We start from the raw sequence: 22,128 nt of genomic DNA, 5'->3' as shown, positions 1-22,128 counted from the left end.
CTATTCGAGCCGCAGCAGACGTCCGACGATCGGCGTCGGCGATGCGGTGGCGCTGCCGTCGACCTGGAACGTGTAGCGTTTGGCGCCGAGCTTCGCGAGATAGCTGCCGCCAGCGGTCAGCGACTTGCCGGCTTTCGAAAGGTCGTAGAATTTTCTGGCGACCAGGATGTCACTCTTGAGCGGCAGGGTGATCGTGGGTTCCTTGCCATCGGTGCGTTCGATCACCAGGGTGCTGCCAGCCTTGGCCTGAATCAGCGGCGCGACACCGTAGATCGTCGGCAACTTTGCCGGCGGGGCGTTGGCGTCGGCTCGCAAGCTGCGGAACGTGGTCGCTGCGCTCTGGTTCGCCTCGCGCTCGGAGAGCTGGGCGGCGTTGGCGTCGCACGGCACCTTGGCGCGCTCGACCTTGCCGAGCTGCACGGTGCTCTGCTCAGTGCCGACCAGGACGACGCCTTCGGTGATGGTCTCGCGCAGACAGGATTTCAGGTAGCTGAGCGTGATGCCCGCCTTGGGGCCGAGCTTGATGATCTTGCCGGGCGCCACATAGTCCATGAATTCGACGCCGTCGACCTTGCCCTGCACATCCTCGACGATGGCGGCCGGGCTCTCCGCGATGGCGGGGGCCGTGAGGCAAAACACGCCGACGACGGCGCCGATCAGGCTTCTCATGTCTTTCTCTTCCAGTTCGAACGATATGCCACCGATCCAGATGCCCATAATCCACGCCCCAGCGCGAGCCTAGCGGGGATGGTCCAGACCAATGTGATGAAAGTCACCCTTGCTATTGGTGCCCCCCTGGCACGAACAGGTTCAAATCTCTGATGGCAGAAAATAGCGCCCTGGCAAAGGGTTACTCTCTAAGCATGTCAATCCGCCGCGGCGGATTCGGGGGCGCGATCCAGCTTCGGACCTTTCCCCGTCACTCCCGATATGAAGGGTATCGAGCCGGCCTGGGATTTCTGCAATGACGCCGCAGTGTGCCCCGCGATCGCTACCACCTCATCCCAGCGTGACGAGGCGATGCTCGACGATCTCTTCGTGCGCTGTACGATGGAGCGTGAGCGTCACGTCCAAGGCGAATTCTTGCAAGCCCTCGGGCTTCCGTCGAGCGCGACCGCACACAGGGTCGAAGCGCTCGAACCTGCAGACGACGGCATCGAATTGTTTCGAGTTTGCCGCCGGCCTCGCGCATGCCGCGCCGGTAATTTGACGAAATGGCTTTGCCGGGTGTTAACCGTGGCGGAATACGCGTCATATCAGTCATTGTCGCGCCCCAGAGTTGGTCGCAAATACGTTTGAATTTCGCGACGGATGTTTTGCATGCTCAGGGACGGCAAATACGCTGCCTGGTTCAGGACGCAGCGCGGCCAAGGCACAGGCCTTGTCGAATTGGTAGAAGGGCGGATCTCTGGGCGCGATAGTTTCTTCACGTATGGCGGCACCTATCAGGTCGATCAGCAGCGCTTCACGGCCGTGCTGACCGTGAAACGGCACGCAGAAGGTAATACGAGCGTGTTTGGTCCTGATGAAGTCGAGGCCAGTCTTTCCGGCGAATGCAACGGCGCAGTGGCGACGTGCTGGGGGACGGCAAGGCAGGCACCTGACGTCAGGTTCGAGTGCACGCTGATCTACAGCCAGGATGACTCGGTAGCCGCCGACGCCAAATGCGCGGTCGTGAAGCTCAACGCCGACAAATTGCCGAAGGGGCCCGATGGTCGGTCGCGGCTTCGGCCGCCCTTCTCGTCCGGACCACTGGGATCGGTGTGATCAACAGCCAGATCGGCTACATGCCTTGGCGCGCAAGTCGACCGGCGTCGAACGCCAGAAACGCGTCGTTCACCACCGACGTACAAGCCAGGCCTGCACTCCAACAAAAATGATGTCCGGCTTATCTCAGCGGATGCGCCGTCTGATGCCAGGCCCAGGCGGTGCGGATCACGGTCGGTAGGTCGGAATGGCGCGGCACGAAGTCCAGCACCTTTCGCGCAGCCGTGGGGTCGGCGACCAGATAGGTCGGATCGCCGGCGCGGCGCGGCTTCACGGTGTGCGGCACCTCGCGCCCGGTCTCCTGCTTGATCGCGGTGAGGATTTCGCGCACCGAAAAGCCTGAGCCCGTGCCCAGATTGAAGCTGCCGCCGACATGTCCTGATTCCAGCAGTTTCAATGCAGCGACATGAGCCGCGGCGAGGTCGGTGACGTGGATATAGTCTCGGATCGCGGTGCCGTCGGGCGTGTCGTAGTCGTCGCCGAACACCGCGAACTCGGCGTGGCCCTGCAACGCCATCATGGCGCGCGGGATGAGGTGCGTCTCGTTGTCACGCAATTCGCCGATGCCGCCGGCCGGATCGGCGCCGCTGGCATTGAAATAGCGCAGGCAGAACGCACCGAAGCCGTAAGCCGCGCGATAATCGGCGAGCATGCGCTCGATCATCCATTTCGAAGCGCCGTAGGGGTTGATCGGTGCACAGGGGAAATCTTCGGACAGCGCCTTGGAATCGGCATTGCCATAAACGGCGCCGGTCGAGGAGAAGACGATGCGATGGCAGCCCGCGTTGCGCATCGCCCGGAGCAGCGACAACGTGCCCTGGACGTTGTTGATGTAATATTTCTGCGGATCGGTCATGGACTCGCCGACGAGACTCGCCGCCGCGAAGTGCATCACCGCCGTGACCGAGTGGTCGGCGAAGGTGCGCGCCAGCGTCGCGCCATCGAGCAGATCGCCCGTCACCAGCTCTCCGGCGACGAAGCTGCGATGCCCTGTTGTCAGATTGTCATAAACGACGGGCCGATAGCCGGCAGCGGCAAGCGCGCGGCAGGCGTGCGAGCCAATATAGCCGGCGCCTCCCGTGACGAGGATAGTCGGTCGGTCTGTCATATTTCCTTACCCCAACGCAAAAGCAGCGATCATCCAGGCCAAACTTGCAGCGCTATCGAGAGCCACTCTGGTTCCTTGCGCGCAAGCGCGCCGAGCGGCGGCCTGCGAGGGGTATTCCAGCAGGAATATGGCCTGGATAAGAGGCTGTCGCTGCAACACCAACGGATCGAAGCTCGAGCAGCCTCAACCGAATCCCCTCGATATCAAGAAATCTGGGCGCGCCCCGGCAAGCACACACTGAAGCATAGAGTGATCGGCTCCCCACGCAAGCGGGTTGATTGGCAGCCCACGACCCTAGGGTAGTTCGGTGACTGCCTCCCGGGGCACCGATAAAGCGGGGGGAACTGGCGCGCCCGAAGTTGTGATTTGCCGCCTGTCCCATGAGCAGGTGACATTCCTCGCCAAACGGCTGTTCGAGGAAAGCGAACGCATGCTTTGCAAGGGGTTCACTTGGGAGGATTGTGGCTGCTCTGGCCGGCTTGTTAGCGTAACTGCCCGCGAGATGGGCCGTTCGCCGTGATGTTGGCGAAGGTTGGTTTGCGGCGGGTGAACTGGTTCGATGGAACCGACGTTCGAGCCCTTCTCGCGGGAAAGCGCGATGACGTCTATGATTTCGTTGGAGGATGTTGCGAACCCGAGCAGGTTACAAATACGTACCTTCACGGGTTATCTTTGCGGCGCTGAGGCAAGTGTTGGACTGCGTTGATTTACCTGTTCGCGTCGCGTGATGCCGATCAAGACAAACCGTCTCGGCCTTACCAGGTGGTTGTTGGGAATTTCAGATGAGAGACAAAGACGGCTATCGCGACAAAGAGGTCCAAAAGCGCTTCGAGGCTGTGCTACGCGGCGCACTCAAGACGTCGCAGAAGCCGCCGATGGAAAAACCAAAATCACGAGCGGCGAAGCCGCCTCGCGCGCCAGCGCAGAAACCGGCGCGCAATCCGCGATAGATCTCGCCTGCTTCGCGGCCGAGAGTCGCGCCGATGATTGAAAGATGTCGCCGTGGGCGTGCCGTCGATATGGAAGCTACGGGCAGCGCCGCCAGGTTCAACGAGCGTCAGCGCGACGTTGTATGGTGACCGGCAGCGCGGGCTTTGCTGACGCCTTCCTTGCGGCCGATGAACGTTTCATCGGCCTCAACGACCTTGCCGCCGCTACACAAAAAAGGGGCCATGAGACCGCCAGCGCGCATGGCCTCGCGGATTCGGTGAGCAAGGAACCATGCGGTTTTGCAGGTGACGCCAAGAGAACGGTGGAGCTGATGAGCGCTCATGTCCTTCTTGCTCGATGCCATTAGAAGGCCTCAAGCTAGACGTTGAACATGACGTGGCTCGACCCCCATTACGCTCTTGGTCGTGATGGTGAAGTCCTTGTAAACGCGTTTTCGTGTGACTTGCCTGCGGATAAAGGCGCTCGCCGCCCCAGCGGAGATCCTCAAGGTACTTCCTGACGTCGACGTGGTTCTGAAAGTGCGGCGCGTTGAACTGAGACATGTGGTTGGCGGTCCCGAAGTCCAGTTTGTATGCTGGCTCAGAATTGGGCCTTGCCGTGAATTCCGCGGCCGTTGGGAAGGGCCTGCCCAGCTCGCCCCTCGGAACGCGGGCGAAACGGCGTCTCAGATTTAGCTTCAGTTGACCATCCCTCAGCGAAAAGGTCGCGAGGTCGCGCTGCAGCAACTATCCCTTTAAGGCCGAGATCTAGGCTGGGTCCGATAACAAGGAATGGACAGGGACATGCCTCAGATCTGGATGACTTATGACGAACTCGGAACGCTCTGCGATTGCAGCAGCGATGAAGCGAGGATGCGAGCCATTCACCTGTCGCTCGATCGCAAAAAAAGCCGCGACGGCGCAACGCGCGTCAAGCTGGACCTGGCGCTCACGGCTAAATTTCTGTCGTCCGTCCGCGAGGCGGACCTTGATCTGGACGGCGCGATCCTAGCTCTCCAAGCTACGCACCGGCAGATGGCTGAGCTCCTAACGCCGACTCAAATCTATGGCGCGCGCGGGATGGCCTAAGCCGGAGCCTCGCACCCACCAGCTCCAGGAGGTGGCATTGAGATTCCCGCGATAGTTGTCTCGAATCAGGCATAATTGGACGGAGTTTCAGGCTGCGGCTGGTGTTCCAACGGAGCCGGCCATCGAGCCCGGAGGGGGATGCCATGGGAAAGCCAGCTGTCTGATTTGCGTAAAGTTATTAGCGACTGCGGCCCTGTTCGCGCCGCCTATCTTGATGGCCGAAACCGCAAGGGCCGAGATCGTGAAGCTGCAGGCTGAGGTCAAGGGGAGCAACGAAGTGCCCCCGAACAATTCTTCGGGCTTCGGCAAAGCAGAAGCCACTTACGATACTGATACAAAAGCCCTAACATATACGGTCACTTATGCCGGTCTGTCCGGCCCCGTGATGGGGCTCACTTTCATGGCCCCAGCGAAGCCGGCAAAAACGCCGGCATCGCACTCCCCTTCAAGACAGTCCAGAGCCCGATACAAGGCACCACAACGCTGACTGAAAGTCAGGCAACAGATTTGCTAACAGGTAAGTGGTACGCGAACATCCACACGGCCCTTAATCCCAGTGGCGAGCTGCGCGGACAGATGACGAAGTAGGGCAAATTTCCGAGCGATGTCGCTCCCAAGCGTCAAGCAAGCGGATACGCACCGCGGCAGAAGCTTCGCTCAATTTGATCCAGAACCATTCAGTCTGCTCAACGCGGGACGCATCTGTAAGTTATTGGCGATCTTCGTATTTCTCGCAGCGCGGGTCGCCGCGTTTTACTTGGGCAATTTCTTGCAACGGGGGAAAACACTGCTGTAGGGAGTATTGGTCACCGTATGGCGGCGGCGAGCGAAAGCAAATCCTGGTATCTGCTGCAAGCTCATATTGCTTTCCCGCAATCGTGTAGTTGCACCGGCTGTTCTCGCGCCGCGGAGGCTGAGGCTTGTCCTGAGCCGAAGCCGCTGCCACAGAAAGCGTTGTGATCAAGATAAAGCCAGGGCTCTTGCGCATCTTGGCATCCTTCGGAATGCCGCCGCGAACCGTTCGCAGCGGTCATAGAGGTGTTCTATAACCCGCATTGGCTGCAGTTCACCGAAATTCGAACGTTAGTTTAGCCCTCCGTGTCGAAATTCGCTGGCGAGAACAATTTTCTACTGTTGGCGTGAAATTCCAAGCTCTCTTTGTAGTTGAGGCGTCAACCCCATGGCGCCTTCGGTCCGGCCTTGGCCTGTTCCCGGATTCCGCGGCGCTGGGGCAACATATCTCGAAGTTGCAGGAGCCTTAGGGGCGTCAGGTGTGCCGTAAGTGCTGCCGGTATATCCGCCTCGTGTGGTGGTGATGGTGTACGTGCCCTGAGCCTTGGCGGGGAACGACAGTCCGATGAACAGCGCACCCGCCACAAGCAAGCCATGTCCGTTCATCATGACCCAATCCTTCCTATTCGTGCGTCCAATATGAATTGAATGCCGCTCCCCGCCCAATCAAAACTTCGTCGCATGGCAACGAAGTCACGTGAGCCGTGGTGCTAGGATGGGGGGCGCGGCAGAAATGTCAGTATCGTTTGGGCTATGAGAACGCCTGTGATCCCGCCTGCCGCCTTCTGCAGGACGTCGAGAAGGCGTGGGTCGCGATCTGGTATAAAAGCTTGAAAGATCTCAAGAAAGGTCGCGACAGTCAAAACGAGAAGACAAGCTACTGAAATTCGTCCGGGCAACAGGAAAGACAGAAGGAATCCAAGTACGGCGTAAGCACTAAAGCGCTCGATGACGACGACCCAATAAGCCTCCGCGTGGCCCAGTAAAGCGGGCCTGCCTGCCAGTCTTGCCAAGGTGGCATAAGCGATAAGCACGAGACAAATCCCCGTCGCGGTCATGAAGTGCTTACGTTGCATGCGCAGACCATAGCGCCAATCGGGGCTGCGGGCGCTTGGAACCTTTCGGTATCGTTAAGCAGATTCGCTTGGAACTTCGCGGTCGCGAGCCGCCGAGGTCAAGCCCTACGACGATTGCCCGATGCGAACCGGTGCATGGGTGTGATGTTTCGGTCGTCTGGTCGCATCAGGAACTGTGGGGGTTGCGAAGGGCGCGAAGATCGAACATAGGGTTCCCATTTCAAATATCGCGTACGACGCCGAGAGGAGACGGCGGAGCGCGTGAGGTAGCCAGCCGCAAACGAAGCGGCCACGATGACGATCAGGAGGATTGCACCAAGCATTGAACGAGACCTGAAACGGAGAAGAAATTCCGTTTACGGAGTTAGCCCAACACGGATAAGGCAGTTTTGCGGAATCGCGATGACTCGTGATCACATGAATTTGCCTGCGAAACGTGGAACTGGAATCAAGAGGCGCAAACGCCCGGGGTCGTGCTCATCTGGACGTGTTGCTGCTCAGGTCAGAGCGTGACGCCGGTGGCTTTGTCAAAGCGATCGTCTCGAGCAGCCTTATCCTCGCGAGAGTGCCCCCTGTGCCGCAAGCAGAAGCAGATCGCAAAAATCCCGGAGATGAGAGCGATCGCCGGCATTGGCCAACAAAGCATCGTACAAGTCAGCGTGCCTTGTCTGGTGCTGTTTTCTTAATCTGCGCGAGCCGTATCGTAACGGATCGTACAGAGCGCTCCAGCTTTGCGGCGATCAATCGCGGCGGATACCCCTTGGCATCCAGTTCGAGCAAGAGCGACTCTTGGTCTTCGGTCCAGCGCGTGCTTTTGTTGCGAGACATCGCAACCTCGGATTTTTTCGCAGGCAATCCGATGCCGAGATCAGGTTCCTGATCCCGACAGACGCTCCTACGCGCGCCATCACATTGGTCGGGGCGCCTGCTACAGTTGCACCAAGAGAGGGACGATGAACGCCTTGAGATCCGGTCGGCGAAACATATGACCCGAAATGCCTGCAGCTTCGGCAGCGTCGAGATCACTCTGCTTATCGCCGATCATGCTGCTCCGGCGGAGGTCAACGTAATGGCGCTTTGCTAGTTCATGGATCATTCCCGGTTGAGGTTTGCGGCACGTGCATGTTTGCCGATACTTGGCGACCGTGCCTTCGGGATGGTGGGGACAGTAAGCGAACTCATCGATACGCGCGCCCACTGCTGCCAGTTGATCCGCCATCCAGTCGTGAACCGCGCGAACCTGTTGCTCCTGGTAAAATCCACGCGCGACTCCGGACTGGTTTGTCACCACGAAGGCAAAATAACCGGATTGATTGACGGCTCGTACAGCTTCAATGGCTCTTTTGACCCACCGAATCTTGCTCGGTTCAAATGCGTAGCCATCATCCTCGTTGAGAACGCCGTCGCGATCGAAGAACACTGCAGGCCGCGTCATGATTTACTCGGGGTTGTTACATGCTCTTTCTCCAATGAATCTCCGGGAATCTCAATCGATTTCTGAACGGCCTACCACAGAGCTCGCGTCCAAAGTCGGGACGTGTCATCCCGTTGTCCGCGAACGAAACTGTAATCCCTCAGTGCCTGCATGAGTTTGACGATCGCGGGCCTGCGATTGTCGAGGACCAGGTAATCTCCGTTTTCCTTGACGATGAGCACGAGATGGTGCTCGCCCGTCTTCCGGATGACCACTTCTGCAAGCATCAGCGCGGATGAGGCCCAGCCGGAGTCCAGCAAGAGGTGGCGTTTGGTCACCGCGTAGTCCGCACAGTTTCCTTCTTGCGGAGAGATTTGCCAGTCGAGGTCGATCGCGTCGCTCGAAGCGCTTGGTGCAATGCTGGCATTCACCACAGTGTTGACCAGGTTCAGCTCGTGCCAAAGTGCCGCGAAATCAAGTCGGTCTACCGCCTGTTGGGTTCCAGCGCGCCGACTACAGTCCGCGGGATGGCGCGTGCAAAACAGGGTGAACGCCATGGGAGGCGGAACTCGGTCATCTTGTGACACCGCGGCCGTTCGATCGAAGCAAGCGAGGATCAATATAACCACAATGGATGGGATCTGTCTCATCACCACGATCCCCGCTGGGTTCCGCCATTGCGAGGATGATGAGACAGCTCTCAAGCAGAAGTTTGACGATCAGTTGTGTGCACGGCCGATGGTTTTGTGCAAAGTTTCGGCTTGCATCTTCATCGCATGCAGGGTGAAGCGTTAGAAGCTCCTAAAAAAGACTGCGATGAGCGACCTTACGCGGTCAAACCATATTCGGATGCAGCACCAGATGAATTGCGCACAGTATGAGCAACAAGAAGATCACTAAATCTTGTGAGGGGTAACGGCGGCCCAACGAGATAGCCCTGTCCCTCTTCGACGCCGCAGGACAGAAGTGCGTGGACCTGTTCCTCGCTTTCGACGCCTTCCGCAACCACCGTCATATGGAAATTCCTGGCGAGCGCCACCAGCATCTGGACGACGGCCGAGCTCTGATAGACATGGAGGCGGATCGCCTGGAGTGCAGACGGATCGCATGTGGCCAGCCGCGGCCCGCCAATTCGTCGAGGTTTGCCGCTGCGAAGTCGACAGCGAACTCGGAGCGGCGCATCACCACCTCGGTGAGTTCATCGAGCTGCCGCGGCTGCTGATTGTGAATGAACGAGGAGGTGGCCGGCGAGCCCAAAGGCAGCCGTGGCCGCAAGCACGAGCGCCACCATTGATAGTTTCGGCCGTGCTGCTTCCATCCGGCCCAGGGGGGTAAAACAAGAATTACCCGACACTAACCTTCGGCCCGCTAAAATAAGGTTTAAAGCCGAACGCCGATCCGACCACGGGGGTGGTCTGGCGCCGATCGGGGTGTGGTTAATGGCGCAGCGGCGGCCATACCCGGATTTGGCTCGGCTGATAGCTGCCACGCATAGCTCGGGTGTCAGGTCGGGCGTGTCACCCAGAGGCGCAACACTAAGAAGCCAACGTTGAGGGCGAACCAAATGGATATGCCGATAATGAAATAATGTGCCACGGCGGAATCTCCGCCATTTCAGCAAGTTCCTTTTGAAGCAGCGCCGAATTTGCCTGACGGTTCCGCTCCGGACGCATCCGGGAAAAGCGGTCGTTAACCCTTCTTGCCGCCCTTCAATCTGAGGGAAAGGCCGAGGCGCAGGGCCATGCGCTTAATGGCATCGGGCGTGCGCCCGAGTTGCTTCGCTGCCTCTTCCAGCGAGATCGAAGACTTGGCCAATTCTATGAGCCGGCGGTCTTCTTTGAATGACCAGGGCTTGCGCGCCATAACCGAATGATCCTCTACGCGTCAACACAACGACAAAGCCGCCAAGCGGACCGATATTCGCTCAGCGGCTTTGCTTGGGTGGGGCCGGGCCTTGGGGGAGCCCGGTGCGAAGATGGATAGGCGATCCGTGAGACTTCGCAACAAACAACGCCGATTAAGCTAACCGCTCAACCTTACCGCGATGAAGTTGGTGCGAAGCGCACCGTACAACCACGGGAGTTTTCGTGAGCTGAGCCCTTCGTACAAAGTTCGTTTCGCTCCGCGGCATGCTCGAGGCCGGAAGACATTGCCGCGGCAGTGAAATAGAATGCGCGCGAATTGCCGCGCGAGCCTGATAACCGGCATGAGGGTGGATCTTGCAACTGTAGTCGTGTTGGTCGTGTCGCTCCAGCTCGGGAGCGGACAGGTGCTGGGTCTGGTTTTGCGCGAGGACTGGAAGCGCAGAATAAACGATGCTCGCAAGCGCGCTGAACAGGCCCGGCGGGATTGGCGACTCAAGGCCCCGCTACGCTGATTCGAGCCGGATCTGCCGGAGAAGCTTGCGACTGAGCGTGTGCTCGCCGAGGACACGCTGCAGCCGGGCGACATTGTCTCTACGGATAAAGGCCTCTTCCTGTTTCGCGGCCCGTCGGGAGCGGATGGCCAAACAGCAGATTTCGTCTAGCATAAGTGCGCAACATCGATGTCTCCGCCGCGATGTCGGGGCAACGTGGTCCCTGTCTATACGACCAAAGTCTTCGCGGCCAATCTTGAATGACGCAGGAACTCCGGTTCACAATCTAAGCATGCTGCGGGCATGCAACAATGCTTTGGTGAATCTCTCGAGATGAGTTCCTACGAGGCGCGTCACGAGATCGTCGAATTCGATTTCTATTATCTCGCAAACAATTAATACGAAGACGTAGATGCTTCAAAAAACCTGGGCAGCGTTGCCTCTCACCAAGATCGGAGAGCGTGCATTTGAAGGTGCGTTCTTCAGCATCGTGCTGATCGCGATGGCGGGCTGGGTCTATTTCATCACGATGTCGCTGGTGAGATTGATCCTGTGGTTCTTCGGTTGATCGAGAACGGCTAATCCTCAAGCAGATTGCTGCCCATATTTCTCGCGCTTGCTGACGAAATCAGCGGCGTTCATCATCGTCTCGACACAACTGGGCGATGAGAATGCGGAGTCTGGGGAAGGAAACATCCGCAAGTGGAAGATTTCCAAATGGCGCCATTCCTGATCGTGCTCTTGATCTTCTTTGCCGGCTTCGCCTCTGGCTACGCGGTGCGTATCCAGTCTAGGGATCTACAACCTGCGGAGGTTTGGATGGTGTGAATTTGGAGGTGATGGTGGCCTTGTCCAGGATCGCCAGGTAACCATGTCCGGTTAGGTTAAGCGGCAGCTGCCATTGTTTCCTTGACCGCTGGTGGCTTAGTTGCGCCCGGATTTGAAGGCCAATGGTTGCTTCCGTAATCTCGAATTTGGGGTTGGTATTAATGATTTGGCTCATCGCTTTGCTGGTCCTGGTTATCGGAACACCGCTGTTTGTCTGGGCTTATGGTCGTCGTCTCCGCGCATTGAGAGGCCCCTGGATTTGGGAAGAGGCGCGCCATGATTGACCCGGGGAACAATGCGCCGCGGCGATATTTCGTCGATGCTGGTGGGCGGCGGGTCCTGATCGGCTTGACATTCGAGGAGACGTGCGAGTTCGAACGACTGGACAGCCAGGCACTTCCTGGCCAGGAAGACGGCCCGATGGCACGCGACGGCAGTGTCCTCTGCCCAGTTGTTGGGCAGCAACGCTGGCAGGAATTGTACAGCAAGCACGAAGGCGCCTGGAAAGCATGGGTGGCGCAAAATCGGGACGAGCAGTCCGGGGGCTTTAGCCTTTATTAACTATCCCGGACCCACTTTCTGGTCTTCTTCTGGCCTTGACGCTTTCAACCGGAAAATGAACGCATGTTTCAGCTGTTCTTGCGAGCTCGAACCCACAACTTCCTGAGAGGCCACAGCGGGGCTGAGCAAGAGTTCCGTTCCCGTTCGCCCGAGCGCGACGCCGAAACCGACCAGTCCCGTATCGAGACCATCATGGCCGCGATCGAAGACGCTCTGGAGGCGGCCGAGCGGGAGCAGTCGGGCCTCAATCGCCGGGTCGAAGATGTGCTGGCACGGGCTGCCGTGACGATCGGCAACGGCGAGGACGAATATCTCGAGCGCGAAGCGCTGGACAATCATCACCAGGATCTGTTCGACAAGGAGATCCTGAACGGCCAGCGCCGGCTCAAGGAACTCGGCTCCTCGATCGCTCATTTCAAATTTTTGAAGGCGGCGATGCTGAGCCGGTTTCCGAAGTTCAGGCCGCCGGCCGCTAACAACTAGCGGCGGCCGTATCTGGTTCAGCTAAGCGCCACTGAACGGTCGACAGGCCATATTCAAGTCGGCGTTACCTGAAGGGATTAATAGTCCAGAACGCGCTCTGGAAAGGCGGGATTTGCAAAACGGGCGTACGTCTGTGTCCGACCATAAGCATAGTTCGGATCATCATTCCTGGTGCGCGGGTCGAAGCTCGACGGATAGTAGCGCACAAGGCTCTTGTGGCGGACATGAACCACAATCGGGCAGCCGCAACGCGGACCGCAATACGGATTCGGGCCGCGGTCAATGTATGGGATGCTCGACACGTGGCGTACCGGAACCGGCGGGACCGCGTAGTCTGCGGCAAAGGAGGGCGCAGCTGAGACCGTCAGGCTCGACATGAGTGCGAAAAGACCGAGAGGAGATCGCATGGCTGTATTTTCCCCAATTGCAATTAACTTAGACGGTTCGATGCAGACGAGCAAGCGATGCGCACAGGCGCGATCCCTAACTATGCAAGGCGGCGATGAAAGACGGATCGATCGCCTTAACGGCCTGATCGAGGAATTCTTTGCCCTGCTTTGACGCCCGCCGGTAAGCTCGCACGACGGCCATTTTCAGGTCGGCCTGTCGCGTCAGCATCAGCCGCACGTCGCCGCGGGCCAGTTCCGCAAGGTCCGGGTCGACCAACACATCAAACAGGGTTGCCGTATCAAGTCGCACCGGCATCAGCCGTGCATCATTTGGCGCCGTAAAGTACGCCATTTTCAGTGCCTCGAGCATGGTCGGTCCGCCGGGTTCGTGTTGGCTCTCGAGCAGGGCGAGGGCGAGCCAGAGTTCGGCATCGTATGGCGCTGAGGAAAGCGCCTGTTTGACGAGCGAACGGCTGCTCGCATTATGGGACGCCGCGCTGTTGGCCGCCTTGCCGCGCTGGATCGTCTGCAAAGCGGCGATCAGGGCTTGACTGCTCTGGAGGTCCGACCTGACGAGCGCTGCCGCCTCGAGCCATCCCGGTACCTCGCCCGCAGGCGCGACAATTTTGCCCGGATCAGAGGGAAATTGCGGCCTCTGCATCGCGCTCAACTCCGCGGCCAGGGAACAGAGACCGTAGCAGCCCAGCACCAGACCAAGGGTCGTCAGAGCTATGCGGAAGCGTGTTGTGGAATACATAGGAAATGGGCTTCTTGTCACAGAGCTAAGAGACTATCGCCCTGGATGGTGAGCAACGTCAAATTGCCCGTCGCATAGGCGCCGGTGTCGATGTTGATCCGATTATGACGCACGTCCGGCTCCTGCACGGGTGTGTGGCCGTGAACGATGTATTTGCCGAAATGCCTTTCGCTTTGCAGAAACTCCTCCCGGATCCAGAGCAGGTCCTGTTCCTGCTGTTGAGCGAGCGGGACGCCGGGTTTAACGCCCGCGTGCACGAAGAAGAAATCACCGCAGACGAAGCGCAGTCGCAGGCTGTGAAAGAATCGCTGCTGCTGAGCAGGAATTTTCGTGGCGAGCTCCTTGACGAGCTCGGCCTGCTCGGCTGCGTCAGGATTGAGCGATGGTCTCAGGCCGTAGGACGTCAGTGTCTGAAGGCCACCAAATTGTTTCCACTGATCGAGTTGGGACGGATCCTTGAGTACGTCCGTAAGGAAGGCCTCGTGATTGCCCTTCAGGAATACCGATTCGTGCTTGCGGCCTCGCTCGATCAACAGGTCTATGGTGCGACGGGAATCTGGGCCACGATCGACATAGTCGCCGAGGAAGACATGGAGCGGGCGTCTGGAGCCGATCGTCGTCAAATCCCTGTCGATGACTGTGAACATTTGCTGAAGCAGATCAGCGCAGCCGTGAATGTCGCTGATGGCGTAGACGCGAAGCCCTTCCGGCAGTTTCGGCTTGCGCCTTTGCGTCTTCGCTTGTGGCCATTTGAACATCTAGGGCGACTCTGGTGATCCATGCAGCAGTTGATTCGGACAGTTTCAACCGTACCCACATAGTAAACAAATTCAGTAGGCCATAAGGCGCATTTGATCTTAATTGGCGGTCAAATACGCCCGGAATTTCAAACCTTTACATCTAGCTTCCCCGGCAAAGGAAATTCGGGGATGCGACATATGCGCAAGCTTTCTGTTCTGGTTGCCACGGCCTTTGTGGTGATGTCGATGGGGGTTCGAGGGGCTCACGCTGGATTGTTGGGGATGCCTATGGGGCTCCAGGCCGCAATCCAGCACATCAAGTTCGAAAATCCGACGATGCCGCCCTTTGCATTCTTGCAGTTCTGTGTCCGCTACGAGGATGAGTGCCGCAAGCGGCCGATCTTTCGTGGCGGACCCGTGAAGCTCACGGAAGAACGCTTGGCCGAGTTGAAGCAGGTCAATCAAAGCGTCAATCGCGAGATCATTCCGGAGCGCAATGAGCTCGGGCTCCTTGCGGAAAAATGGCTGATCAACCCAGATCGCGGTGACTGCAACGACTACGCCGTCAGCAAGCGCCACGAACTGCTCAGCAGGGGCTGGCCAGCTCGTGCGCTTCTGCTCAGTGAGGTCGTGGTCAGCTCCGGCGAACATCACCTGATCCTGGTCGTCCGGACCAATGGCGGCGACCTCGTGCTCGATAACCTGACGCCTCAGATCAGGCCCTGGTCGCGCGTACCTTACCGTTGGGTCCGGATCCAGACGCCGACCCATCACCGGCTCTGGGCCACGATCGCGGGCCGTGGGGTGTAGGCGATCTATTTGAGCTTGCTGGTCCGGCCGACGCTTTGCGAGAGGCCGAGCCCAACAATGATTGCGACAACGACCTGAACCTCTGGGGAAAGCAGGCTTGCGTCGCAGAGGGCTTCGGTGGCCACGGTCAGGATGCTCGCTGCAGCCGCCGAGGCGAAGACCGAATCTCGTCCTCGGCGCAGGGCTCCGGCAAAAAGAAATACGAAGACGTGAAGGGTCAGCGCCGCCAGGATCGCGAAGCCCGGCCATCCCCATTCGATCGCGACCGACAGCGCCGTTGTAGGCGCTGCCTGCGGCGCACTGCCGAAATCGCCATACACCGACGTCAGCGTGCGGAACGTTCCGACGCCGGTTCCGAACCAAGGCGTGTCAGCCAGGATGCGGTTCGCAAGCGCGAGCGTCTCAGGGGTCGAAAAGGTTGCGAATCCGGCGATTCCGCGGGCCGAATTTCCTTGAAGATGCGGGAGCACGATAGCAACTGCGATTCCTGCAACGATTAGAAACAGGATCGCTGCGGGCCCTGACTGGAAATGGAGGCCGCGTAGGATCGCAACGGACACCAGCGCCGCTAGCGCCAAGATTAGGGCCGCGACTGCGAAAGGCGGCGCAAGGATCGCTGTTGCTCCGGCGGACATTGCGAGACCGATAAAGACCAGACCGAGCTGACGCAGCAGGGGCATGGACGACAAGTCCTTGGCCGAAGCTTTCCGGCTCAAATGCCGTTCGATCGCCATGATCGCAGCTGCGCAGTTAAAGAGTGTGGCCAACAGGCTCATGGAGGCGAACACGGCTGAGGCAGCGCTACCTGGCGGGGAGACTAATCCTGCGAAGGTCTTGTTCTGACCAATCAAAACTTCGGCCGACACAATTGTCAGGACTGCTGTGACTACGAAGAATGCGGTCTCGGCCTGCTTGCGATCTCTCGTGACCAGAGCCGAGGAGATCATCAGCGCCAGGAGTGTCAGGTAGAAGACGAGGCTTTGGAAGGTGGCCCCGGGGGCGATACTGATATAGCCCCATTTCGAAGCCTCTCCCAAAGCGGCTGTCGCGGTCGACCAGATCGGGTTGATGAGCCTGGCGAAGGGCAACGGCACGATCTGCAGCAGCATCCACGTTACGGGAAAGACGATCGCAATTGATACGCGGCGTAGCGGCGGTGAAACAAGCGTCAGCTCACCCTGCGGAATGGTCACCGCAGATAGCACCGCGAGTGCCGCGGCTGCCAAGATGACGCAAAGCCGCGCGACCGCATCGTTTGCTATTGCGAGTGCAGGGACGGCGGCCAAAAGTATTGTGAGAAGTCGGAAGGCGATTAGCAAGTTTCAATGGTTTCAGGTGATGACGTGACCGGAGTTCGACAGTCAAGTCTGACGCTATTGCTGGCGACTATCGCATATGGAAGTCGTAACGCCAAACGGTGTGGCTAACCCTCCGTGTGTAGGGTCGCTTGCTCGCACTGATGACAGCGAGCGCGGGGGCCTCAGTGAGGTCGCCGCGCTGCGTTCTTTTTGTAGAGCAGCGCGACCGAAGCGTTGCGGGAGGCTTTCGGTAGCAACGGCGCTCGCAGGCCCAACAGCGTGAATCGTGAGAGCAGGCCGAAGGCGTAACCGAACTGTGGGGTCATGCCGATCAGCAAGCCTTGCGCGAAGGCTTCGAAGAAAGTCGCGCCGGAAGAAAAATCGAAGACCGTCGCTAAGAGCGTCGCCAATAGCGATAGCGGCACGAGAATCCAGACGCGGAACGCCCACGCCAGGACCGCGCCCACGAGAAACAAGAAAATGGCGGCCGGAATCATGCGAAATCTCCGGATGCCACCATTTCACCCGGTTCCCTAAAAAAGGGTGAAACGACCGCCTTAGCTCCACGACTTCGCGATGTGGTTGGCTATTTGGTTAAGCAGTTGGGCGGAAGGGAGTTGAGTGCGGCAACCAGTCCTCGGATTGGCACGACGCCTTCGATAGGGTTGGGGCCCGTCGCAATTTCGATCGAAAGTTCCGACGCCGTTTGCCATGCGCCGCTTGCTAGCGTGGATGCGAGCCCTGGCAGCAGCAAGGCCTCCCCTGCCTGGGTGACGACCGCCTCGAATTCCGACCTTTTCGTGCTGGTCTTCACAACCACAGACGGTCGACTGCTGCGCGGGAGCGGTGCGAGCAGGATCAGAACCGCCTGGAGCCCATCCTGGCCACAGCGCAGGCTCAATCCGGCGAGATTGATATCCGATTTCGAGATATCGGCGACATGCATGACGGAGACGATCTCAGCGCTGCTGCTCGAATCCCGCGTTTTGGCCAGGCGCCATCCGTCACCGAGCATTGTCGTTTGGGTCCGCGCATTGGCGAGTCTTGAAGCCTCCTCGTCGCAGCTTTCGATTTGGCCAGCCCCGGCGCCCGGCACACAATTTAGCAACCGCTGCGCGTAAGCAGCGCTCGGGCTACAGGCCAGCACCAGGAAAGCCAGCGTCCCTGAGGCGCTGAGACGGATTCGCGTTTGCGGCGAGAGGTGTTGATGCTTGTTCATAAGGATCCGCTTGACGGCATGCTTACTATGTAGGCATGTGTTTATCATAAAGTTTTGTAGTGCTGCGGCGCGCAATTTTATTGCATTGCAAAAAAGTTTATGCTTGTTTCATTGCAAGTTGACGTACCCGGCTATTTCGGGAGGCGATATTGAACCCCCAGAGTTCGACCGACCTAGAGCAACGCGAACGCTTTGCAAAGCATCAAGCGGCGTCTGAGGAGGCGAGCGGTCTGTATCCGTCCAATAGCCCGACAACCATCGAGCGCACCGACAGCAAGTTCAAGCTGCCTTATTTTGCGCTTCAGAACGCCCTCGCTTGCATCGATGCTTGCCTGATCATCTCGGCGAGCCTCGTTGGAGGTGGGCTTTATCAAATGTTGGTCATGGGAGACTTCAAGAACGCCAATCAATTGCTGGGTGCGGGCCTTATTGCGGCGTTGCTCTATGTGCTGATCGGCCAGTCCGGCGGTTTCTACGATTTGCGCACCGCATTTTCCAAGAGAAAAGATGCCGGACGGATTTTTGCGCAATGGGCGCTGGTGAGCTTACTTCTTACTCTGCTCGCCTTTCTGATGAAGGCTGGGGCGTCCTTCTCGCGCGGGTCGATCATCTGTTTTGGGCTGCTAGCTCTATCGTTGCTTCTGCTGTTCCGGCGCGTTTCCAAGCGTTTTGTTGCGACTGCGGTTGCTGAGGGCCAAGTCCAGGGCCGGCGCGCGATTGTACTCGGAACGCGCAATGAGCTCGCGACGCTCGGGGTCGGTGAGTTGCTCGAACGTTTTGGTCTTACGGAGATCGAGCGCGTCGTTTTCACCAGCAACGACAATACCCGTTTCGCGATGACTGAGGATGAGGCGCGTTCGCTCGACCAAGCGCTGGCAGTTGCGCGTGAGCGTGGCGCGAATGAGATCGTGCTGGCTCTCCCATGGACTGATACGCGCAAGCTGGAGCTGGTTCGAGATCAGCTGCGGATTTCGCCGCTTCCGGTGCAGCTGCTGCCCGATCGGCGGATTCGCTCACTGGCAGAAAATCCCTCGTTCCGCTTGCGCAAATCATTGTCGATCGAAATTCAACGTGGTCCGCTTTCGCGAGCCGAGCAGCTTTCGAAGCGCCTCGTTGATGTGGCGGGGGCTGCCTGCGGTCTGACTATGCTGGCTCCCCTGATGCTGCTGAGTGCAATTGCGATCAAACTGGATTCACCTGGCCCGGTGTTCTTCCGCCAGCGACGCAAGGGGTTCAACGCCCGGCAATTCCCGATCTTCAAGTTCCGCACGATGACCGTGATGGAGGATGGCGCAACCGTGGTGCAGGCTAGGCGGTTCGATCCGCGCGTGACACGGGTTGGACGGATCCTGCGGCGATCGAGCATCGATGAGGTGCCGCAGCTGCTGAACGTTCTCTTCGGGGACATGTCGCTGGTTGGACCCCGGCCGCATGCGCTCGCCCATGACGACCATTATGGCGATCTTCTTTCTGCTTATGCGTTACGGCACCACGTTAAGCCGGGCATTACCGGCTGGGCCCAAGTAAAGGGGTTCCGAGGCGAGACCGCGCGCGTGGAGCAGATGAAGGGCCGGGTCGACTGCGATCTTTGGTATATCAATAACTGGAGCTTGGCCCTCGACTTCAAGATTTTGGTGTTAACGTGTCTCGAGCTGGTGCGGTCTCGTAACGCGTATTAATTTTTATCCCGACCAGGAAAGCGGCTTACGCAAGATTTCCTAGGCAGCCAGCTGCTTAATTGCTGTTCGAAGCTAAGCCCCTGTAACTGCGGCGCAACAAGTCCCGGTTTCTTACGGGTTGTCATCCAAATCGCGTTGACTCTATTGGGCATTTCAACCAATCCTCCCACGCGTGAATTGTAATGGGGATTTGGTTTTGAGCAGGGGCGTTTTCCGAGGGGCTCTGGCAATTGTAGCCATGCTGGGTACGGCGGGGTGCTCGCTGATGCCGAGTTCTGGGCCGGAAGATCACGTCATCAAGAGCGAGATCACGAGGGCCGGGCCCGACTATGGGCTGGTGAAGCTTACTGCGCCCGTCGTTGATATTCTCAAGGAGTACGGTCCTGGTGCGATCGCAGGATCATTCCCCGACAATCGTCCGCCAGCGTCGATCAAATTCGGCATCGGCGATGTGGTCTCGGTGACGATTTTTGAAGCTGCGGCAGGCGGCCTTTTTATTCCTGCGGAGGCGGGCGTACGCCCCGGCAACTTCGTTCAGTTGCCCAATCAGAACGTCGATTCAGCCGGTAACATCACCGTTCCCTATGCAGGAGCCGTGAAGGCCGCTGGCCGTACCCCTGGAGAAATCCAGCAAGATATCGTCCGCTCCATTGGTAATCGCGCCATCGAGCCGCAGGTCGTGGTTGCCCTGATCACGCAGAATACGTCGCTAATAAGCGTCCTAGGCGAAGTAAACACGCCGCAGCGTTTGCAGGCCAACGCGGCAGGTGAGCACATCCTCGACGTGATCTCACGCGCCGGCGGTATCAAGGGCCAGGGCTACGAGACGTGGGTTACTCTGGAGCGCCACGGCAAGCGTGCCACCGTGCCCTTCGGTGCTCTGGTCTATCAGCCCGCGAACAACGTCTGGGTCCACCCCAACGATACGATCTATGTGTATCGCGAGCCGCAGGTCTTCCTGGCATTTGGTGCCCAAGGGCAGCAGGGTCAGTTCACGTTCGATATGTGGAAGATCAACATGGCGCAGGCGTTGGGCAAGGCGGGCGGCCTGCTTGACGCTCAGGCTGAGCCAGCGGGCGTTTACGTCTATCGTCGTGAGCCGCGCGAGTTGGCCGAGCGGTTAGGTGTCGATTGCTCGAAATATGTCGGGCCGCTGGTGCCGATTATCTACAATGTGGATCTTAGAGATCCGGCTGGATTTTTCCTGGCGACGAAGTTCGACATGCGTGACAAGGACGTCTTGTTCGCGGCGAACGCGGCGACGGTGGATTCGGCAAAGTGGCTCCAGTATGTGCGCCTGGTCATCGCGACTGCCAATGATACGACCGTCGCGGCAAACAACGTGCAGATATTGAGAATCAATTCGCGGCAGTGACCGGGATTGCAAGAACCCTTCGCCGCTGGTCTGGTCGTGTCTCTCTAGCCTTGCTTTGTCTCACGATGGTAGTCTCGCCGATGCCGTTTGGCTCGGTGGGGCTACCTTCTATTGTGGTTTGGGCTGCTGTGCTGGGAACTGCCGGGATTCTTGCCTCCTTTCAGAGGTTGGACGCAAGGCGCGCTATTGTTCTCTTCGCCCTGTGGTCCTTCTGCGCCTGCTGGCTTGCCGTCCTGCTTCTTCAGATCTGGTCGTCGCCCGCTACCGTCGCGCTGGACAATCCGATCTGGAAAGCGACTGCCCGGTTGCTCGCGACGAAGCTGGATCCCATCCCGTCTGCGTTGCGTTTCCAACCTGTTTTGTCTCAGGGGCCCTTTCTGCTCGCGGTTCTGACGCTTAGCTGCGCATTCGTGCTCGGCGCGAACGAGAGATACGCGCGCGTGATCGTCGCAGCCTTTGCCTGTAGCGGTCTGCTTTACGCGATCTTCGGGATCGTTTCTTACCTGATCGATCCCTCCAAGATCCTTGGTTACGACAAGGATGCGTACCTCGCGGAGCTGACTGCAACCTTCTATAACCGCAATACGGCTGCGATCTATTTCGGATGCTGTGCAGTGATCTGGCTGGTGTTTCTGGCGGAAAGGATCCGGCGGAGAAGGCCTAGCCGCACGAACCTGCGAGATTGGCGTGCCGCGCTGTACAGCGAACTGCTGCCGCCGGCTGCGGCTGTGTTGATCTGCGTGGTCGCCATGTTCATGACCCGCTCGCGGGCCGGGTCGCTGGCGTCTGTAGCGGGGTTGATCGTCGCGCTTCTCGGATTCATTTATCGGTCCTTTGCCTCTCGTCGTATGTTCCTGGTTGCAGGTGTTCTGGCCGTTATTGCCGCGGGCGTATTGATCCAGTTCCTCGGTGGGGCGGTCGCCGAGCGAGTCAGTGTTGAAGGGGTCTCCGACCAGGGGCGGTGGCAGGCCTATCTTTCGACGTGGCGGATCATCCAGGACTATCCTTGGCTTGGCACTGGTCTCGGGTCGTTTGCGTGGGTGTTCCCGGCCTACCGGAGCCCGCTGATCTCAAGCTGGGGCGTCTGGGACCGCGCCCACAACACATTTCTGGAACTGACCTCGGAACTTGGAATTCCGCTAGGATCGTTGCTCGCGCTCGGCTGGATAGAGATGATCGTATTGTTGATCCGTGGCGTTCTGACACGCCGACGCGGGGGCGGCTGCCCGGCGGCCGCGCTTGGCGTCCTCGTCGCTGCCACTCTGCATACAGCGGTCGATTTCCCGTTCCAGATTCCGGCGTTTTCGATCGTCGTTTTTGCAATAGTCGGTGTCGGATTGTCGCAGTCGTTCCGGTCACGATCTACCGTGGCGCGGACGTCGTCGGACACGCAAGCGGTGACGAATGCGTGATTTCAAAAAAGGGAGAATTCGGCCCAATTAAGCAATTGGCAATAAA

General features: G+C 58.8%; 25 protein-coding genes and 2 pseudogenes. 11 read left to right on the top strand and 16 right to left on the bottom strand.

Annotated features, from left to right (window positions below; genetic code table 11):
* On the bottom strand, window positions 1–669 hold the full coding sequence (locus ACVWZ4_RS03815; RefSeq protein WP_456701890.1) for a hypothetical protein: 669 nt from the start codon (window positions 667–669) through the stop codon (window positions 1–3).
* Window positions 670–1,320: 651 nt separating this feature from the next.
* Here ACVWZ4_RS03815 and ACVWZ4_RS03810 point away from each other — a divergent pair.
* A complete protein-coding gene (locus tag ACVWZ4_RS03810; RefSeq protein ID WP_456701891.1) occupies window positions 1,321–1,767 on the top strand; it encodes a hypothetical protein in 447 nt (148 codons plus the stop codon).
* A gap of 121 nt (window positions 1,768–1,888) precedes the next feature.
* Here the strand turns inward: ACVWZ4_RS03810 and galE are convergent, their stop codons facing one another.
* Together galE and ACVWZ4_RS03800 are read right to left on the bottom strand one after the other, a co-directional pair.
* Window positions 1,889–2,875 carry a UDP-glucose 4-epimerase GalE gene (gene galE, locus ACVWZ4_RS03805; protein WP_456701892.1) on the bottom strand — a complete coding sequence of 329 codons (987 nt, stop codon included), beginning with the start codon at window positions 2,873–2,875 and terminating at the stop codon, window positions 1,889–1,891.
* 1,075 nt (window positions 2,876–3,950) lie between these two features.
* Window positions 3,951–4,172 (bottom strand): annotated as a pseudogene (locus tag ACVWZ4_RS03800) (IS1595 family transposase); the annotation flags it as partial.
* A gap of 436 nt (window positions 4,173–4,608) precedes the next feature.
* On the opposite strand from ACVWZ4_RS03800, the gene ACVWZ4_RS03795 reads away from it, so the two are divergent.
* Together ACVWZ4_RS03795 and ACVWZ4_RS03790 are read left to right on the top strand one after the other, a co-directional pair.
* The gene (locus tag ACVWZ4_RS03795) at window positions 4,609–4,893 is read left to right on the top strand and encodes a hypothetical protein (protein ID WP_456790034.1); all 285 of its coding nucleotides are present in this window, start codon (window positions 4,609–4,611) and stop codon (window positions 4,891–4,893) included.
* A 214-nt stretch (window positions 4,894–5,107) separates the two neighbouring features.
* Window positions 5,108–5,481 (top strand): annotated as a pseudogene (locus tag ACVWZ4_RS03790) (CHRD domain-containing protein).
* 121 nt (window positions 5,482–5,602) lie between these two features.
* Here the strand turns inward: ACVWZ4_RS03790 and ACVWZ4_RS03785 are convergent.
* From ACVWZ4_RS03785 to ACVWZ4_RS03760, 6 genes are all read right to left on the bottom strand, one after another.
* Window positions 5,603–5,881 carry a hypothetical protein gene (locus ACVWZ4_RS03785; RefSeq protein WP_456790033.1) on the bottom strand — a complete coding sequence of 93 codons (279 nt, stop codon included), beginning with the start codon at window positions 5,879–5,881 and terminating at the stop codon, window positions 5,603–5,605.
* A 514-nt stretch (window positions 5,882–6,395) separates the two neighbouring features.
* Entirely contained in the window at window positions 6,396–6,743 is a 348-nt protein-coding gene (locus ACVWZ4_RS03780) for a VanZ family protein (protein ID WP_456790497.1), read from the bottom strand.
* A gap of 672 nt (window positions 6,744–7,415) precedes the next feature.
* Window positions 7,416–7,589: a hypothetical protein gene (locus ACVWZ4_RS03775; RefSeq protein WP_456790032.1), complete on the bottom strand. Its 174-nt coding sequence runs from the start codon at window positions 7,587–7,589 to the stop codon at window positions 7,416–7,418.
* A gap of 100 nt (window positions 7,590–7,689) precedes the next feature.
* Window positions 7,690–8,196 carry a D-glycero-alpha-D-manno-heptose-1,7-bisphosphate 7-phosphatase gene (locus ACVWZ4_RS03770; RefSeq protein WP_456790031.1) on the bottom strand — a complete coding sequence of 169 codons (507 nt, stop codon included), beginning with the start codon at window positions 8,194–8,196 and terminating at the stop codon, window positions 7,690–7,692.
* A 71-nt stretch (window positions 8,197–8,267) separates the two neighbouring features.
* Window positions 8,268–8,732 carry a transglutaminase-like cysteine peptidase gene (locus ACVWZ4_RS03765; RefSeq protein ID WP_456790030.1) on the bottom strand — a complete coding sequence of 155 codons (465 nt, stop codon included), beginning with the start codon at window positions 8,730–8,732 and terminating at the stop codon, window positions 8,268–8,270.
* A gap of 269 nt (window positions 8,733–9,001) precedes the next feature.
* A complete protein-coding gene (locus ACVWZ4_RS03760) occupies window positions 9,002–9,190 on the bottom strand; it encodes a hypothetical protein (RefSeq protein ID WP_456790496.1) in 189 nt (62 codons plus the stop codon).
* Between ACVWZ4_RS03760 and ACVWZ4_RS03755 the strand changes: the two genes are divergently transcribed.
* On the top strand, window positions 9,146–9,397 hold the full coding sequence (locus ACVWZ4_RS03755) for a hypothetical protein (protein ID WP_456790516.1): 252 nt from the start codon (window positions 9,146–9,148) through the stop codon (window positions 9,395–9,397). The two genes, ACVWZ4_RS03760 and ACVWZ4_RS03755, sit on opposite strands and share 45 nt — an antisense overlap.
* 467 nt (window positions 9,398–9,864) lie before the next feature.
* Here ACVWZ4_RS03755 and ACVWZ4_RS03750 read toward each other — a convergent pair whose 3' ends face one another.
* The gene (locus ACVWZ4_RS03750; RefSeq protein WP_456790029.1) at window positions 9,865–10,038 is read right to left on the bottom strand and encodes a hypothetical protein; all 174 of its coding nucleotides are present in this window, start codon (window positions 10,036–10,038) and stop codon (window positions 9,865–9,867) included.
* Window positions 10,039–10,943: 905 nt separating this feature from the next.
* Here ACVWZ4_RS03750 and ACVWZ4_RS03745 point away from each other — a divergent pair.
* Window positions 10,944–11,099 (top strand): hypothetical protein, encoded by a 156-nt coding sequence (locus ACVWZ4_RS03745; RefSeq protein WP_456790028.1) that lies wholly within the window; start codon window positions 10,944–10,946, stop codon window positions 11,097–11,099.
* 222 nt (window positions 11,100–11,321) lie between these two features.
* Here the strand turns inward: ACVWZ4_RS03745 and ACVWZ4_RS03740 are convergent, their stop codons facing one another.
* A complete protein-coding gene (locus ACVWZ4_RS03740) occupies window positions 11,322–11,534 on the bottom strand; it encodes a hypothetical protein (RefSeq protein WP_456790027.1) in 213 nt (70 codons plus the stop codon).
* Window positions 11,535–11,635: 101 nt separating this feature from the next.
* On the opposite strand from ACVWZ4_RS03740, the gene ACVWZ4_RS03735 reads away from it, so the two are divergent.
* On the top strand, window positions 11,636–11,920 hold the full coding sequence (locus tag ACVWZ4_RS03735; protein WP_456790026.1) for a hypothetical protein: 285 nt from the start codon (window positions 11,636–11,638) through the stop codon (window positions 11,918–11,920).
* A 63-nt stretch (window positions 11,921–11,983) separates the two neighbouring features.
* A complete protein-coding gene (locus tag ACVWZ4_RS03730; RefSeq protein ID WP_456790025.1) occupies window positions 11,984–12,403 on the top strand; it encodes a hypothetical protein in 420 nt (139 codons plus the stop codon).
* A 483-nt stretch (window positions 12,404–12,886) separates the two neighbouring features.
* On the opposite strand, the gene ACVWZ4_RS03725 is transcribed toward ACVWZ4_RS03730, so the two are convergent.
* On the bottom strand, window positions 12,887–13,549 hold the full coding sequence (locus ACVWZ4_RS03725) for a hypothetical protein (protein ID WP_456790024.1): 663 nt from the start codon (window positions 13,547–13,549) through the stop codon (window positions 12,887–12,889).
* Window positions 13,550–13,566: 17 nt separating this feature from the next.
* Window positions 13,567–14,307 carry a metallophosphoesterase family protein gene (locus tag ACVWZ4_RS03720; protein ID WP_456790023.1) on the bottom strand — a complete coding sequence of 247 codons (741 nt, stop codon included), beginning with the start codon at window positions 14,305–14,307 and terminating at the stop codon, window positions 13,567–13,569.
* Between the two features lie 180 nt (window positions 14,308–14,487).
* Between ACVWZ4_RS03720 and ACVWZ4_RS03715 the strand changes: the two genes are divergently transcribed.
* Entirely contained in the window at window positions 14,488–15,099 is a 612-nt protein-coding gene (locus ACVWZ4_RS03715) for a transglutaminase-like cysteine peptidase (RefSeq protein WP_456790022.1), read from the top strand.
* 5 nt (window positions 15,100–15,104) lie between these two features.
* On the opposite strand, the gene ACVWZ4_RS03710 is transcribed toward ACVWZ4_RS03715, so the two are convergent.
* From ACVWZ4_RS03710 to ACVWZ4_RS03700, 3 genes are all read right to left on the bottom strand, one after another.
* Window positions 15,105–16,292 (bottom strand): hypothetical protein, encoded by a 1,188-nt coding sequence (locus tag ACVWZ4_RS03710; protein ID WP_456790021.1) that lies wholly within the window; start codon window positions 16,290–16,292, stop codon window positions 15,105–15,107.
* A gap of 287 nt (window positions 16,293–16,579) precedes the next feature.
* Complete coding sequence (locus ACVWZ4_RS03705; protein ID WP_456790020.1) at window positions 16,580–16,894, bottom strand: hypothetical protein; 315 nt, start codon at window positions 16,892–16,894, stop codon at window positions 16,580–16,582.
* An 89-nt stretch (window positions 16,895–16,983) separates the two neighbouring features.
* Window positions 16,984–17,616, bottom strand: coding sequence for a hypothetical protein (locus tag ACVWZ4_RS03700; RefSeq protein ID WP_456790019.1), 633 nt, complete (start codon window positions 17,614–17,616; stop codon window positions 16,984–16,986).
* A gap of 149 nt (window positions 17,617–17,765) precedes the next feature.
* On the opposite strand from ACVWZ4_RS03700, the gene ACVWZ4_RS03695 reads away from it, so the two are divergent.
* From ACVWZ4_RS03695 to ACVWZ4_RS03685, 3 genes are all read left to right on the top strand, one after another.
* Window positions 17,766–19,295: an undecaprenyl-phosphate glucose phosphotransferase gene (locus ACVWZ4_RS03695; RefSeq protein ID WP_456790018.1), complete on the top strand. Its 1,530-nt coding sequence runs from the start codon at window positions 17,766–17,768 to the stop codon at window positions 19,293–19,295.
* Window positions 19,296–19,533: 238 nt separating this feature from the next.
* On the top strand, window positions 19,534–20,670 hold the full coding sequence (locus ACVWZ4_RS03690) for a polysaccharide biosynthesis/export family protein (RefSeq protein ID WP_456790017.1): 1,137 nt from the start codon (window positions 19,534–19,536) through the stop codon (window positions 20,668–20,670).
* A gap of 80 nt (window positions 20,671–20,750) precedes the next feature.
* A complete protein-coding gene (locus ACVWZ4_RS03685; RefSeq protein ID WP_456790016.1) occupies window positions 20,751–22,082 on the top strand; it encodes an O-antigen ligase family protein in 1,332 nt (443 codons plus the stop codon).
* Window positions 22,083–22,128: the final 46 nt, after the last annotated feature.

The sequence above is a fragment of the Bradyrhizobium sp. USDA 4472 genome, assembly GCF_054058595.1.
This window is presented reverse-complemented; position numbering and strand designations above follow the sequence as displayed.